Origin of the sequence: Clostridium sp. (genome assembly GCF_051278035.1) — a bacterium.
Classification (GTDB): domain Bacteria; phylum Bacillota; class Clostridia; order Clostridiales; family Clostridiaceae; genus Clostridium_AD.
Map to the genome: position 1 here is coordinate 1 of NZ_JBNMNU010000012.1, position 16,480 is coordinate 16,480.

A 16,480-nucleotide genomic window follows, 5' to 3' on the forward strand; every position below is an offset into this window, starting at 1 on the left:
ACAATTATAGCTGTCCCAACAATATATTATGTAATTAAGAAAGATGTAAGGAAACTTGTCATGTTTTTAGTTATTCCTGTAATATTTACATTAATAGGGCTAATATTAACTTATATTAATATGCTAAACTAATTATAAAAGGAAAATTATCACCACTATATTTTAACGAATAATCCACGGTATTAAATTACCGTGGATTTATTTATATAAAAATACAATGTGATTAAAACCTTAAGAATTGCTAAGTATATATAATGTACACCTAATAGATCTTATGGTATATTAAGGTAATAAAACAATAGGCGGTGACGTAATGTCTCATATAGTAGGAAAGTCAGCATATCAAAGCTTGGAAGATAGAATAAACAGGTTTCCTCAAGGGGTCCTCCCTCGGAAACTCTGTATAAGATATTAAAAATTCTATTTAGTGAAAAGGAAGCATCATTAGTAGCACAGCTTCCCATAAAGCCATTCACAGTAAAAACAGCAAGTAAAGTGTGGAAGATGGATGAAGTTTCTGCTCATAAAATGTTAGATGAGCTTGCAAGCAGAGCTATACTCTTGGATATTGAGAATGAAGGAACGCAAGAATATATTCTGCCTCCTCCAATAGCTGGCTTTTTTGAATTTTCTATGATGAGAACAAGAGGAGATATAGATCAAAAGCTTCTTTCTGAGCTTTATTATCAATACTTAAACGTTGAAGAGGATTTTGTAAAACAGTTATTTTATGGTACGGAGACTAAACTTGGTAGAGTGTTTGTTCAAGAAGAGGTTCTAACGAGTGATAATGAGGTGCAGATATTAGATTTTCAAAGAGCTAGCCACATTATAAAAACTTCTTCACACATTGGTATAAGTACCTGTTACTGTAGACATAAAATGAGCCATGCAGGTAAAGCTTGCGATGCACCTATGGATATTTGTATGACCTTTAATGGAGCAGCTTCCTCATTAATTAAGCATAAATATGCTAGGCAAGTTGAGGCAACAGAAGGAATTGAGCTTTTGCATCAGGCTTATGAAAATAATTTAGTTCAGTGTGGAGAGAATGTACGCGAGGGAGTTTCATTCATATGTAATTGTTGTGGATGTTGCTGCGAGGCCATGGTAGCTGCACGTAAGTTTGGTATGCTTCATCCAGTTCAGACAACTGCTTTTATTCCTAAAGTAAATATAGAAAGATGCAACAATTGTGGAAGATGTGTGAAAGCTTGCCCAATAGGAGCAATTGAAAAGACTGACACAGGAGTAAAGGTAAATGAAGATATCTGTCTTGGGTGTGGCGTTTGTGTAAGATCATGTTTTAAGAAGAGCATGCATTTAGAAAGTAGAGAAAAAAGGATTATAACTCCTGTAAATTCGGTACATAGATTAGTACTCATGGCAATAGAAAATGGAACTCTACAAAATTTGATTTTTGATAATCATGCGCTTGGAAGCCACCGAGCTATGGCATCGGTACTTTCTGCAATTTTAAAGCTTCCACCTATAAAACAGGTTATGGCGAATAAACAGTTGAAGTCGGTTTATTTAGATAGGTTGATTTCTAAGCTTAAAATATAAAAAACAGCTATAATTTATAGCTGTTTTTTTTAGGATTTACTGTAGAACAAGTATAGTATATTTTTGGAAAATGATTATATACTTGAGAAGGGAACTTTATATGAGAAAATTAAAAAATATGGTATAATTTCATTATAATAACTTATATAAATATATTAAATAAATGAGGTGTTTTAATGAAAAATAAACTTGTTGCAGGTAAGCCAGTACAGGAATGGGTCTCAAAATTCCCATTAATAAATAATATGATAAATGATGAAGAGGTATTTTGGATTAATCCTGAATATACTACTTTTCATGAAGCAATGAAAAAGATAAATTTAACAGAAGATGATGTAAAAGACGCTGAAGAAAGATTAAATCGTTTTTCAACGTTTATAATGGAACATTTTCCGGAAACAAAAGAAAAAAAGGGCATAATAGAATCGCCTTTAGTAAGAATTCCAAATATGCAGGAAGCTATTTCAAAAATGTTTGATCAAGACATACCTGGTGAATTAATTTTGAAAATGGACAGTCATCTTGCAATCGCAGGGTCTATTAAAGCTAGAGGCGGAATATATGAAGTTTTAAAACATACTGAGGATCTTGCTTTAGAAAACAACTTAATAACACTCGAAGATGATTATTCAAAATTAGCAAGAGATGAATATAGAAAATTTTTCGGAAAGTTTACAATCCAAGTAGGTTCTACAGGTAACTTAGGATTAAGTATAGGTATAATGGGTGCAAAAATAGGATATAAAGTAGTTGTTCACATGTCCTCAGATGCAAAACAGTGGAAAAAAAATCTTCTAAGAAGTAAAGGTGTTACTGTTGTTGAATATTCATCAGATTATAGTAAAGCAGTTAAGGAAGGAAGAAAGCTATCAGACGCAGATCCAAAGAGCTACTTTGTGGATGACGAAAACTCTGAAAATTTATTCTTAGGTTATAGTGTTGCCGCAGGAAGACTTAAAAAACAATTAGAAGATATGAATATAGTCATTAGTTCCGCGAACCAACTATTTGTATATCTCCCTTGTGGTGTTGGCGGTGGTCCTGGTGGTGTTGCTTTTGGGTTGAAACTTATATTCAAGGATAATGTTCACTGCTTTTTTGCAGAACCAACTCATTCTCCGTGTATGCTTTTAGGTATGATGACTAAGAAGAATGAAGAAGTATGTGTTCAGGACTTTGGCATTGATAACATTACTGCTGCTGATGGACTTGCTGTTGGAAGACCTTCGGGTTTTGTGGGAAAGACTTTAAAAGAATTATTGAGTGGTGTTTATACAGTAAAGGATGATAAATTACATGCTCTTTTAAGTACTTTAGCTGATACTGAAGGGATTTATTTGGAACCTTCAGCTTGTGCTGGAATTTCTGGGGTTGTAGAGTTATTTAAAAGTGAAGCTAATTTGGAATATATAAAGAAAAATAATTTAACTAACAAAATGTCTCATTCAGTACATATAGTTTGGGGTACAGGTGGAAGTCTTGTACCAAAAGAATCCATGGATGAGTATTATAGGCTTGGACTCAAGGCTTTAGAATTATAATAGGGGGGTTATTAAATGAACGAGGTTCTAAAACAAATAAAAAACAGAAAATCCATGAGGGTATTTGAAGATAAGCCAATTGCATTTGAGCTTAAGAGTGAAATATTAAATGCAGCATTAGAAGCTCCAACTGCGGGTGGTATGATGCTTTATAGCATACTTGATATTACTGATGAGAAATTAAAGGCTAAGTTATCGGTAGCATGTGATAATCAGCCGTTTATTGCAAAAGCTCCTTTAGTACTTATATTTCTTGCAGATTATCAAAGGTGGTATGATGCTTTTGACTCAGAAAATTGTAGTCCAAGATCGCCAGGTGAGGGGGACATCCTTCTCGCATGTGCGGATGCAATAATAGCTGCTCAAAACACAGTAGTAGCTGCAGAATCGTTAGGGATTGGTTCATGCTACATTGGGGATATCATTGAGAACGTTGAAACTATTAGGGAACTATTAGATCTTCCAGATTATGTTTTACCTGCTGCCATGTTGGTTTATGGTTATCCTGCTCCAGATCAAAAGAAAAGGAAAAAACCTGTGCGTTTCGATACGAAGTATATAGTGCATGAAAATAAATATCGAAGGCTAACAAAGGAAGAACATAGAAATATGCAAAGTGCAAAAAATGATAAGTCAGGGTTTACAAATAAAAGTGGTTGCGAAAATATTAAAGAACTATGTAGCCGCAAGTATATGTCTGATTTCTCACTAGAAATGAATAGGTCAGCTTCCAAGTACCTTAAGAAATTTAGAACAGAGTGATGTAAATAGATCTAAGTGAGGTGGAATAAAATATGATATCAAACTTTATTGAGAAAAAAATGACATTACATGAATTTAAAGTTTTAAATAAACAGGTATTATGGGAAAAAGGGCGGATATTTATTAGACAGGATAAAGGTAATGATTTTCGAAAAAGTCCTTATTTTACTTTTAATATAGAGATATTTAACTGCATTTTTAATTCGGATGGGCTTAAATTTCAAATTCAAGGTGGTTGTCCAGGTGTTTATATAGATATAGTATTTGATGATTTGAAAGCAGTTAAGTTACCTAGTTTAAAAGCACCTGAATTTAATTTTAAATTTATATTTAATGCCAATCCAGATGCTTTTTCATATACATTACACTTTGATGGTATGTGTGTTATATATAATATCGAACCAGATAAATTTGAAAGGGTTTTAAATGATTTAAAAGCTAGTGTTATTAAAGAAAGACAAATGGGATATTGATTTGTATATAGAATTTTTAAAATAATAAACATGTGGGAGATTAAAATGAGTTATAAACTAGTAGTTACTGATATGGATGGTACTTTTTTGAATAGTAAAGATGAAATTTCTGTTGAGAATTTAAAAATAGTTAAAGAGCTAAATGAGAGAGGAATTTTGTTTTCTATAGCCACTGGAAGATTGGATACAATGATTAAACCGTATCTGAGGCAAATAGGAAATAATAACCCAGTTATCTCATGTAACGGTGCTTTAGTTAGAAATGTTATTAAAGGTGAGTTCTATCATGCACAGATTATAAATAGTGAAGAATTCACGAAGGTTGTGGATATATGTAAATCAAACAATCTTACTTTTGCTGTGTATTGTGAGTATACAGTTTTTAGTGAAAGTATAGAAGGAAGAATGAAGCATTTTCAAAAGCGTAATGAGGTCCTATGTGAAGAAGAAAAGATTGCGATAAAAATCGTTGGTAATATCTATACTGACATAGATGAAAGAGTATTCAAAGTTTTAGTTAGCAATGATAATTCTGAAGTCCTTGAACGAGTTAAAGGTGAAATAAATGATATTCCTGGCATAGAGGCTGTTAAATCATCTACAAATTTGCTGGATATCATGACACAGGGAGTTACTAAAGGAAATGCTTTAAAGGACCTAGCAGAGATACTAAAAATAAAAAGAGAAGAAATTATTGCGATAGGTGATAATCATAATGATATAAGCATGCTTGAATATGCAGGCTATGCTATTGCAGTAGGAAATGCAGAGCAGGTAGTAAAAGATGTAGCAGATTTAGTAACCGTTACAAACGATGAAGATGGTGTTGCGAAAGCGCTGAGGTTTGTGCTCAAGATATGAAAGCTTTTTATGATTTAAACTTGGGGGGATGGATATGAAAAAAAACCTAACTATCTTACTAGCACCTGATTCATTCAAAGAAAGTATGAGCGCAAAAGAAGTCTGCGAAGCAATGGAAAGAGGAATTAAAAAGGTAGATAAAAACATTAACTGTATACAGGTACCAATGGCTGACGGCGGGGAAGGAACCATGCAGTCTCTAGTGGATGCTACGGGTGGAAGCATATATTCATTAAATGTAATTGGTCCGCTAGGGAATGAAGTTGAGGCATCTTATGGTATTCTTGGTGATGGTGAGACAGGAATGCTAGAAATGGCTAGTGCAAGTGGAATACATCTAGTATCTGCTGAGAAGAGGAATCCACTTACGACTACAACTTATGGTACTGGTCAATTAATAAAAGCTTGTTTAGATTATGGAGTAAAAAAATTATTAATAGGGATAGGTGGCAGCTCAACTAATGATGGCGGTGCAGGGGTTATTGAGGCATTAGGTGGAAAACTTATGGACAAGAGTGGCAATGAAATTGGGTTTGGCGGTGGAAAATTAAGTGAGCTTGCGAGCATTGATCTTACTGATTTTGACAAAAGACTCAAGAATGTAGTAGTAGAAGTAGCTTGTGACGTTGATAATCCATTGTGTGGAGATGCTGGAGCATCAAATGTGTTTGGACCACAAAAGGGAGCTACGCCACAAATGATAGAACAATTAGATAATAACTTAAGACATTATGCTAGCATTATAAAAGCACAATTAGGCAAAGATATCCTAGATGTACCTGGGGCGGGAGCTGCCGGAGGACTTGGAGCAGGTCTTATGGCATTTTTAAATGGAAATTTGAAAAAGGGTATAGAAATGGTTATTGAATATACAAAGCTTGAGGAAAAAGTAAAACTTGCTGACATGGTTTGGACAGGTGAGGGAAGCATAGATTCCCAAACTCAATATGGTAAAACCCCTTTAGGGGTAGCAATAGTTGCAAAACAATATAATAAACCTGTAATAGCCTTTGCTGGAAGAATCGGAGAAGATATAGAGGTATTATATGATAAGGGTATTGACTCAATATTTAGCATTATTAAGGAGTTAACTACTTTGGATGAAGCGTTATTAATGGGTAAAGTAAATATGGAAAAGACTGCTGAGAATGTAGTAAGACTAATGAATTTGTTATAATTAAATCCATCATGCTATTCTTTGGATAATTGAATGGGTAGAATATGAGAATATAAAGCGATGATAATTTTATCATCGCTTTTAATTTTATAATACAATATATTACAAACATTTTTCTCCACTTATTTTTGTTAAAAAAATGAGAATACATAATCGAAATTTAGGTAATTATAATACCTACAGAGGTTTTTTTAACAATATATATGTGAAAGGTAGTGATTTAAATGGGTTTTTTAAGTTGGATAGGTGGAATAGTATTATTTTTATGGGTGATGGGACTTGCATTTAGCATTGGTGGCGTTATGATCCATTGGCTACTTGTATTAGCTGCAACAGCGTTCATCGTTGATATGATTTTAGGAAAAGTGAAGGCCTAGAAAACTATTAGTAAATCAATATTAAATAAAAAAAGACCGAAAGGTCTTTTTTTATTTAATATAATTTTTTCGTTTAATAAATTGACCATATCCTTTATCACCAATAAAATTATTATCTCTGACTATAACTTTGCCTCTCACCATAGTAAGCACAGGATAGCCCTTTAATTTCATATTTTCATAAGATGTGTAATCAACGTTTTCATGAAGCATACTCTCAGTTAATGTAACTTCTTTTTTTGGATCAATTAAAACTATATCTGCATCTGATCCTACAGCAATTGTACCTTTTTTAGGATACATTCCAAATATTTTAGCGGGCGAGGTACTAGTTACATCAACAAATTTATTTATGTCAATTCGGTTTTTCATAACACCTTCTGAAAACATAAGTGGCATTCTAGTTTCTATTCCAGGTCCTCCACTTGGACATTTAGAGAAATCATCCTTACCTAATTGTTTCTCTTTATTAAAAGAGAAAGGGCAATGGTCAGTTGCTACTACTTGAATATTTCCATCCCTTAATCCTTTCCAAAGTTCCTTTTGATTATGTTTTTTCCTAAGAGGTGGGCTCATTATATATTTTAAACCTTGATTATTAGGCTCGTTATATCTTTCTTCATCTAATAATAAATATTGAGGACATGTTTCGGCATAAACCTTTTGTCCCTTACTTTGGGCAGTTTTTATATAGTCTAGTCCTAGCTTAGTAGATAAATGAACAATATATAATGGAGCATTATCTGCAAGCGATGCTAAATTTATCATACGACTAATAGCTTCTGCTTCACATTCCTCTGGTCTGCTTAGAGCGTGATATATAGGCGCCTTTTTACCTGCTTTTATAAACATTTCTCTAAAATAATTTACAGCGTCATTGTTTTCCGCATGTACTGTGGTAATTCCACCTAATTCATTTAATCTAATTAAAACTTTTAGAGCCTCTCCGTCACTTACCTTAAAGCCATAGGTTAGATAAACTTTAAAACTAGGGATACCTTCTATATCTACAATTTCTTTCATCTCGTAAATTATATTATCATCTACGTGCTGAACAACACCATGGAAGCTATAATCTATTACGGCATTATCTTTTGCATATTCATGGTAAGTTTTAACTTGATGATGTAAATTGCATCCTATTGGTCCAAATCCCATATGATCTATGATGCTTGTAGTACCACCACAAGCTGCTGCAACTGTGCCAGTGTAAAAATCGTCATTTGTCACAGCAAACCCTACATCTAAATTCAAATGTGTATGAACGTCTATGCCACCTGGGATAACATATTTACCTTCCGCATCTATAATTTCATCACATTTTTTAATTATATTAATTCCAATTTCCTTTATTATGCCATCTTCTACATATATATCACCTTTATAAATATCACTGGCTGTTACAATAGTTCCATTTTTAATAATACTTGACATATATTTCGCCTCCATTGTTAATTAGATATATTATCATCTTTGGTAATATTTATTGAATTCGATTTTTCAGCAATCTTCTTTTGAATATCCTCAACCTTTGATCTATTAAGAGTATAGTGCGAGATGCTTATAAGTGCTGCTATAAAGCTTAAAGCTGAGCCTATACTTAGCATTAATCCAAGAATAATTACGGTGCTCTCAGCTTGCATTGGAAGGCCTGCATTGAATTTAACTAGATCTAATATAAAACCTATAAGTAAGAGGGTTAGGGATTGTGAGAGTTTATAAAACAATGTTAGACAACCGTAATAGCTTCCCTCAGACCTTCTTCCAGTATTAAGTTCATCTAAATCAATGACATCTGCAAGCATTGAAAAAGGCAGAGTGAAAAGTACTCCTGTTCCAAAACCTACAAGTATTGCAAAGGGAATGAAGTAAAATGCATTGCCCATAACATACTCCTTCATAAGAACTAGTGCAAGGAAGAATAAACTACCTATAATACAAAATATAATACCCAAAATCATCGAAGGTTTCTTATCTAATTTTTTAGATGCTAGAAACCATATAGGTTGAGATAGTATGGAAACTAGAAGTTGTATTCCGACGATAAGGCCAATTTGGTTACTACTTAGGGAAAATGTATACGTGAATACATGTAAACCTGTATTTGCAACCAGTGCAGAAGCTATATTTGTAAACATATGTGCAAAGGCCACACATCTAAAGATTCTGTTATGAAAAATTTCTTTAAAGGCTGACAACGGAGTATTTATCTCTGAGTTAATTATTCCTTTCTCAGCATGGACTCTTAGAATAGGAATGTATTTTTTTGTGGAGTAAAAACAAATAAGGGCAAAAATAATGATTAGAATTGAGGAAAAAAGCCCCATCGAACTATAGGCGCCAGGGTTTAGTTGCCCAGCAGGGAACTCACTCGTAGAACGAAAAAAAACAAACATTCCAAAAACTGATACAAAGGCTAGGCCAAGAAGAAAGAAAATAGTTTTAATTCCTTGAATGCTAGTTCTTTCATTGTAATCATTAGATAATTCAGCACCAAGAGCAGTATATGGGGTTAAATAGATTGTGTTGAAGGTTTTGATTACTATAATTAGAGCGAATATAATTGCAAACTTTAAGTTATTTGATAACCCTTGCTTCATATTCCATAAAAGGTAATTAGATATTCCGAGGCCAATCCCTCCTATAAGTATATATTGATGGCGTCTTCCGAAAATCTTAGATTTAGTCTTGTCTGAAAAATATCCCATTAAAGGGTCAGTGATGGCATCCCAAATTATACTTAGACTTAAAGCCAAACCAACATAGCTACCAGGCATATTAAGAATAACAGTACAGTAAAAAACTAAATAGGTGCCTATAACTTGAGTTGCAATACCTGTGCTAAAATTTCCAGAACCATAACCTATTTTATCTAAAAGAGGGATTTTTCTGTGGTCGCTGCTTTGAAGTTTAATCAAAATAATACGCCTTCTTCTACAATATTATTTAACATTTAGTACGATATTTCTACCATTATGTAGTAATTATAACTGATTCTCATACTAATTAGCAACAGACAATTGGAAATATTCTATCATAGAAGAGTAAAAAAGGATATTGAAAAATTATTTTACATATATTTAAACTAATGGTATAATTTTTAATATAACAGTTTACAAAAGGACAAGCATAAAAGAAGAAAATACTTAGTTGAAGGAAAGATATGAAATGATAATCTTTAAAAATTTAGTCGGATTTCTATATAAGCATGCCATTTTCATACTGATAGTTTTGATTTCTGTTTCAAGCCTAGCTCTGTTCTGGCTTCGTAAAGAGGAAATCACTCAACCCCTTTTTAAACCAAAACATCATTTTTACTTCATTGCTCAAAATTCTGTAGATCCATTTTGGATTGAAGTAATAAAAGGAGCCAAGGAATCCGCTAAGGATAATAATGTTGCGGTTGAGTTTTTTGCACCTCGTTTTAATGACCCTAATGAGGAGTTAAAATATATTGATATTGCAACTTTATCAAAAGTGGATGGGATTATTACGCATGTTTCTAGTGCGGTAGATTTTACAACAGCCATTGATAATGCTTATTATAATAAGATACCTGTTATAACTTTTGAAAACGATGCAAGCAAAAGTAAACGACAGACATTTGTAGGTATAAACAGTTTTATTATTGGAAGTGAAGCAGCAAAAATGTTAATAGAAGCAACAGATGGCAAAGCCAATATTGCTATTATCTCAAGTGAGGACGTAAGCCAAGACTCGGTAGAGCAGAATTTGAAGATGAGTGGATTTATAAGTACTTTAAAAGATTATCCTGGTATAAAAATAATTAAAAACTACAGCTCTAAAATGGGGGTTTTAAGTGCAGAGGAAATTACTCAGAAAATAATTAACTCCGAGAGTAAGATAAATGCTATATTTACAGTGAGCTCAGCAGATACCTTAGGAACTGCTCAATTTATAGTTGATAGAAATAGGGTAGGAGATATTATATTGGTAGGATACGGTAGCTCGGAGCGGATACTTAGATATATAGATAAGGGCATTATCTATGGAACTGTTGCAAGTGATGCCTATAAAATGGGATACGATGGGCTTAAGGCTATGGTAGATATAAAAGAAGGTAAACCAATTCCAGCCTTTATAGACATAGATATAGAGGTAATTACAAAGAGAAATCTGGAAGAATATAAACCTATACGGAAGATAGAAAAAAAAGATGACAAGTACTTAAATTAGGTGGTTAAAATATGAAACATCATATATTTAATTTTTTTGGCATTAGAAAAAAACTTATTATGTACTTCCTAATAACTATAGCAATACTTGGTGTTACTAGTATCTTTTCCTATAACAATTCGAGAGTAATTTTAAAAAACACAAATAATACAATTATTGATTACATATATTTAAATGACTTAAAAAATGATGTCGACCTTATGATGACAGAGCTAGAAAAATATTTGACAACTACAGCCTCTGAAGATTTACTTAGTTATTATAACTATTATAATAAGCTTAAAGCTATAAGAAATCAGATGCCTGTCACAAAAGAGTATGATGATGAGCATTTGTTCCTTAAGGACATTGGAAATATGCTGGATGAGTTAATGATAGAGAGTGATAATGCAGTGCAAGCAAAGCGTGGTAGAATAAGTAGCAAATATATTACTAATTTTCGACGGTCGGGCGAAATTAGCAGTTACATTAAGCTGTATAATACTAAACTTTTAGATATTAAATTAAAGAGTGGTTCAGAAAAGTACGAAACAATAAATAAGAGCATGAAAATTATAAGCTATGTTAATATAATTGTAATAATAGTTGCCATTATCGTAAATATCATCATAGCGGTGTATTCTACCTATAGTTTGACAAAACCAATAGAGCAGTTGTCACATTCTGCAGAAAAAATAGCGGAAGGGAATTTTGATATAGAGCTAACACAAACACATACTGGCGATGAAACTGATATTCTTGCCAGTGCATTTATAAAGATGGTAAAAAATATAAGAAACTATATCGATGAATTAAAAGAGCATGCTGAGGTTGAAAAAAAACTTAAGGAACAGGAATATCAAAATTTAAAAATGAAAACACTGCTAAAGGAAGCTGAACTTAAGTTTTTGCAATCTCAGATTAATCCGCATTTTCTATTCAATACATTAAATGCAGCCTCTCAATTGGCTTTAATAGAGGGGGCAGAAAAATCATCCCTATTTATGGAGAACATTGCACAGTTATTCAGATATAATTTAAAAAATATCGAGGATCTTGTTCCACTCCGTGATGAAATTGAATACGTAAAAAATTATATGCAGGTATTGAAAATACGGTTTGGAAGCAGAATTACTTTCTACAGTGATATAGATGAGCAGTCATTGGATATAAGGATACCACGAATAATTATACAACCAATTGTTGAGAATGCCTATATCCATGGTCTGCAGGATTTAGAAAGAAATGGTGAGATACACTTAAATATTAAATCTTCTGAAGAGAATATTTTAATTGAGGTAATAGACAACGGCAAAGGTATGGATTCAAATTGTATAAATAATATCATAAGTTCGTATAAGGATGACGTAGACTCCCAAAAACGATTTACAGGCATAGGTATAAACAATGTACTACAAAGGCTACAAATTCTATTTAATATTACAGATAATCAGAAATTAATAAGTATAGAGAGCAAACTTTTGTACGGTACAAAAGTGACACTAACAATCCCGCGATTATATAATCCTTAGGAAGGTGTGGAGAATATGCTAAAACTTTTAATTGCCGACGATGAGTATCTTGTATTAGATTCAATTAAAATGATTGTTTCTAAAAATGTTAAAGATGTGGTGGTTGTCGCTACTGCAAGCACAGGCAGGGAAGCTATTGAAACTTCTATAAGCCTGAAACCAGATATTGTTTTCATGGACATTCACATGCCAGGGATTGATGGCGTTGAGGCTATAAGACAGATTAAAAAGGTTAATAATGATACTGCGTTTGTTATAATTACTGCTTACGAATACTTTGATTATGCAAAAGAGGCATTAAATCTGGGTGTTTTTGAATATCTGCTAAAGCCTATTAATAAAAATAAATTAATAGAAACCCTTAATAATATAAAAATTAACATTGAAATGAAAAGAAGTAATTTAATTAGAGAGATTGAGCTAAAAGAAAAAATGAATAGGATTATGCCATCCCTAGAGGCGCAATTTATTTCTAATAAATTATTCAATATTGGAATGTTTACGGATATGGAATTTTATGAAAAGATATTTTCCATGAATCTTACGAAAGGTTATGCTATGGCAGTTTTATTAGAAAGTTTTGATTCTAAAGGAAAAGAAAACAGTTTAAAGCTAAACTTTGAGAAACAAAGTTTCTATGATGTTTTCAATATGAAATTAAAATCTATGTGTACATGCCTAATAGGAAATCCTATGATTGATAGAATAATAGTATTCGTTCCATCAAATGGCGAAGAGGAAAGTACTCTAGCAAGAGAAAAATCCGTTAAGATTGCAGAAAAAGTAATAGAGAAAACAAAAGGATTATCAGATTTAAAATATCAGATAGGGATTGGAAAAATATATATGGCGGAAAGCTTTGGGAAATCTTGTAATGAAGCTTATATAGCGGCAACTGCATCTCAAATGGGAGCTGTAACTCACTACGAAGATGTTATCCCGTCAAACAACAAATTTGATACATATCCATTACACAAAGAGAATGCTTTTTCCAATAGTATGCTAACAGCTAATATTAAGGAGGGTAAGGAAACTTTCCTTGAGATATATGTTTGGTTAACCAGTGTTTACGGCGAGGATATTGATAGAATAAAATCTAAGATCATGGAGTTATTATTTATAATAGATAAGAATTTACCCTATAAGTTAAATAAACTAGAAGAACTTAAGCAGGCTTTAATTTTAAGTATTTTCAAAATTAATAATAAAGATGAACTGAGAAATCAATTTGTAGTATATCTGTCAGACCTTGCCAAAGAAGTGCAAAACTTAAGAAAAGGTGATATATATGGAAGTATTCCAATGGTCTTAGAATACCTTAATAAAAACTATCATCACGATATTTCCTTAAATGATGTGGCGAAGAGTGTAAATCTTAGCTATAACTATTTAAGCAAAGTATTTAAGGATGAGATAGGGAAAAGTTTTATAGACTACCTTACGCAGCTTAGGATAGAGAAATCTATGAAGCTTTTGGCCAATCAAAATATAAGTATTAAGGAAATATGTTTGAAAAATGGATATAATGATCCTAATTATTATTCTAAAGCTTTCAAAAAAATCACAGGAATGACTCCCACGGAATACAGAATATTTATAAATGGGGGAAGTGTTTATATTGGTTAAAAATAGTAAATTTAAAATAGCAATAATTACAATACTTACAATTGTATTAAGTGTATTGGTATTTAATGTTATAAGAGATTTGATAAATCCAAGGACATTAGGAAGCAATAATGGCAAGCTAGAAGATGAAACAAGAAAAATAAAAATTGGATTTTCACTTGGAACATTGAAAGAGGAAAGGTGGATTAAGGATAGAGATATTTTAATGGCGAAAGCTCGTGATATGGGTGCGGAAATTATTGTTCAAAATGCAAATAACGATGACCTTGATCAGTTAAAACAAGTCAGATATTTTTTGGAGCAGGAAATTGACGTGCTTATTATTGTGCCAAATGATTATTATAAATCAGCTGAAGCAGTTAATTTAGCAAAACGTGAGGGTGTACCAGTAATTTCCTATGATAGACTTGTTTTAAACGCAAATGTGGACCTTTATGTATCATTTGATAATGTGAAGGTTGGCGAGCTCATGGCTAGTGCAGTACTTGAAAAAGTGCAGCAGGGTAATCTGCTTATAATAAACGGTGCAAAAAATGATAACAATACAACAATGATTAAAGAGGGTTATGACAAAATATTAAAACCCTACTTAGTAGATGATAAAATAAATATTGTAGGGGAAGAATGGGCCGCTAATTGGCTAAAGGAATATGCATTTAGCGTTGTAGATAGAGTGGTGCAAAAGGATACAAAGATAGATGCTATTATAGCTGGGAATGACAGTTTGGCAGAAGGAGCTATTGAGGCATTGTCGGAGCATAGAATTACAGATAAGGTGATTGTAATTGGTCAGGATGCAGACCTTGGTGCCTGTCAGAGAATAGTCGATGGTACGCAATTTGCAACAATATATAAACCAATAGAAAGATTGGCAGATGCAACAGTAGAAATGGCAATAAAGCTTGTAGAAAAAAAACCTCTTAACACTAATGAAACTATATATAATGGAAAATATAATATACCTTATTATGTAATAGATCCAACCACCGTTAAGAAAGATAATATCGATAGTACAATAGTTAGAGATGGATTTCATATGAAGGATGATATTTATAGAAAATAAACTATTAATACAGTCAGTATATTGGGTAACCAAGCTGACTGTATTATTTTATCGTAAAATTTTACTCCTGTGTGAACTTTTTTTAAACAATAGTAAAATTTTACTCAAATGCGGTAAACGTATACAGCGACAAGTGCTAAAAATTATGCAATAATTTACATAAGGATTATTAAGGTCTAAACATAACTTTTGTACAAAATTAAGGAGGGGACAAACATGAAAAAAATTATTTCGATGTTACTTATGGGGACCATGGTTTTCTCAATGCTTGCATTGGTAGGTTGTGGTGAAAAAAGCACAGTAGATATTGGTATAGTCTTACCAACAAAGGATGAACCAAGATGGGTTCAAGATGAGGCCAGATTTAAAGAAGCCCTTGATGGTACTGACTACTCAGTAGACATTCTCTTTAGTCAAGGAACTTCGGCTAAGGAAAAGGAAAATGTTGACGCTTTAATCGCTAAGGGAATAAAAGTACTTATAATATGCCCTCAAGACGGTGCAGCTGCAGCTGGAGCAGTTGAAGCAGCTAAAAAAGAAGGAATTAGGGTAATTTCTTATGACAGATTAATCACAGATACAGATGCAGTTGACTACTATGTAACATTTGACAGTATAGCAGTTGGTAAGGCACAAGGTCAATTTTTAGTTGACAAAGCATCAGGAAAAGACAATCCATTGTACTTATATGCAGGAGCCGCTTCAGACAATAACGCTTTCCTATTTTTTGAAGGTGCTTGGGAAGTGCTTCAGCCAAAAATAGCTGATGGAACTTTTGTAATAGAGAATTCTAGTGAAGCTAATTCTGTAAAAGATAAAGCTACACTTACACGTGATGAAATGAGTAAGGTAATTGGACAGGTTACTACAAACTGGGACTTCAATGAAGCTAAGAATAAATCTGAAGCTCATTTAACATCTGCAGCAGATGCAGATAAAGGCGATGTATATATATTAGCTCCAAATGATGGAACAGCTCGTGCAATCGCTGATGCTTTTAAAGCAGACAGTAAAATAACAAGTTACCAGATAACAGGACAGGATGCTGAAAAAGCTTCTGTACAATATATAATTGATGAAAAACAGTCTATGACAGTATTCAAAGATGTACGTACTCTAGTTAAGGATTCAATAGGAATGGCTGTTGAAATATTGACTGATAAAACTCCAGAAACAACTGGATCATACAATAATGGTAAGGTTGATGTTAAAGCTAAGCAGACTGAAGTAATAGTTATTGATAAGGATAATGTAAAAGCTGCTTTAGTAGATTCAGGTTACTATCCAGAATCAGATTTTACAAATTTAAAATAAGTATTAGAAACT

13 protein-coding genes and 1 pseudogene are annotated in these 16,480 nt (G+C 32.6%); 12 read left to right on the forward strand and 2 right to left on the reverse strand.

The features are described 5' to 3' along the window. Nucleotides 1-313 precede the first annotated feature (313 nt). The 7 genes and pseudogenes from ACJAX4_RS03290 (at nt 314) to ACJAX4_RS03320 (ending at nt 6,757) form a co-directional block, all read left to right on the forward strand. Nucleotides 314-1,566 (forward strand): annotated as a pseudogene (locus ACJAX4_RS03290) (4Fe-4S dicluster domain-containing protein). Nucleotides 1,567-1,742: 176 nt separating this feature from the next. Continuing rightward, entirely contained in the window at nt 1,743-3,107 is a 1,365-nt protein-coding gene (gene dsdA / locus ACJAX4_RS03295) for a D-serine ammonia-lyase (protein WP_435788026.1), read from the forward strand. A 15-nt stretch (nt 3,108-3,122) separates the two neighbouring features. Continuing rightward, nucleotides 3,123-3,869, forward strand: a complete 747-nt coding sequence (locus ACJAX4_RS03300; RefSeq protein ID WP_435788027.1) for a nitroreductase family protein — start codon at nt 3,123-3,125, stop codon at nt 3,867-3,869. Between the two features lie 32 nt (nt 3,870-3,901). Next, nucleotides 3,902-4,342: a hypothetical protein gene (locus tag ACJAX4_RS03305; RefSeq protein WP_435788028.1), complete on the forward strand. Its 441-nt coding sequence runs from the start codon at nt 3,902-3,904 to the stop codon at nt 4,340-4,342. A gap of 45 nt (nt 4,343-4,387) precedes the next feature. Continuing rightward, on the forward strand, nt 4,388-5,203 hold the full coding sequence (locus ACJAX4_RS03310; protein ID WP_435788029.1) for a Cof-type HAD-IIB family hydrolase: 816 nt from the start codon (nt 4,388-4,390) through the stop codon (nt 5,201-5,203). Between the two features lie 34 nt (nt 5,204-5,237). Continuing rightward, complete coding sequence (locus tag ACJAX4_RS03315; RefSeq protein ID WP_435788030.1) at nt 5,238-6,380, forward strand: glycerate kinase; 1,143 nt, start codon at nt 5,238-5,240, stop codon at nt 6,378-6,380. Between the two features lie 224 nt (nt 6,381-6,604). After that, complete coding sequence (locus ACJAX4_RS03320; RefSeq protein ID WP_435788031.1) at nt 6,605-6,757, forward strand: DUF5670 family protein; 153 nt, start codon at nt 6,605-6,607, stop codon at nt 6,755-6,757. A gap of 51 nt (nt 6,758-6,808) precedes the next feature. Here the strand turns inward: ACJAX4_RS03320 and hydA are convergent, their stop codons facing one another. Continuing rightward, nucleotides 6,809-8,191, reverse strand: coding sequence for a dihydropyrimidinase (gene hydA, locus ACJAX4_RS03325; protein WP_435788032.1), 1,383 nt, complete (start codon nt 8,189-8,191; stop codon nt 6,809-6,811). 17 nt (nt 8,192-8,208) lie between these two features. Then, on the reverse strand, nt 8,209-9,675 hold the full coding sequence (locus ACJAX4_RS03330) for an MFS transporter (RefSeq protein WP_435788033.1): 1,467 nt from the start codon (nt 9,673-9,675) through the stop codon (nt 8,209-8,211). A 250-nt stretch (nt 9,676-9,925) separates the two neighbouring features. On the opposite strand from ACJAX4_RS03330, the gene ACJAX4_RS03335 reads away from it, so the two are divergent. The 5 genes from ACJAX4_RS03335 to ACJAX4_RS03355 all read left to right on the forward strand — a co-directional run bounded on the left by ACJAX4_RS03335 (nt 9,926) and on the right by ACJAX4_RS03355 (nt 16,468). Next, on the forward strand, nt 9,926-10,954 hold the full coding sequence (locus ACJAX4_RS03335) for a substrate-binding domain-containing protein (RefSeq protein WP_435788034.1): 1,029 nt from the start codon (nt 9,926-9,928) through the stop codon (nt 10,952-10,954). A gap of 11 nt (nt 10,955-10,965) precedes the next feature. Then, complete coding sequence (locus tag ACJAX4_RS03340) at nt 10,966-12,465, forward strand: sensor histidine kinase (protein WP_435788035.1); 1,500 nt, start codon at nt 10,966-10,968, stop codon at nt 12,463-12,465. Nucleotides 12,466-12,480: 15 nt separating this feature from the next. Next, nucleotides 12,481-14,091, forward strand: coding sequence for a response regulator transcription factor (locus tag ACJAX4_RS03345; protein ID WP_435788036.1), 1,611 nt, complete (start codon nt 12,481-12,483; stop codon nt 14,089-14,091). Further along, entirely contained in the window at nt 14,084-15,154 is a 1,071-nt protein-coding gene (locus ACJAX4_RS03350) for a sugar ABC transporter substrate-binding protein (RefSeq protein WP_435788037.1), read from the forward strand. The genes ACJAX4_RS03345 and ACJAX4_RS03350 overlap by 8 nt, the downstream gene beginning before the upstream one ends. A gap of 216 nt (nt 15,155-15,370) precedes the next feature. Beyond that, the gene (locus ACJAX4_RS03355) at nt 15,371-16,468 is read left to right on the forward strand and encodes a sugar ABC transporter substrate-binding protein (protein WP_435788038.1); all 1,098 of its coding nucleotides are present in this window, start codon (nt 15,371-15,373) and stop codon (nt 16,466-16,468) included. Nucleotides 16,469-16,480: the final 12 nt, after the last annotated feature.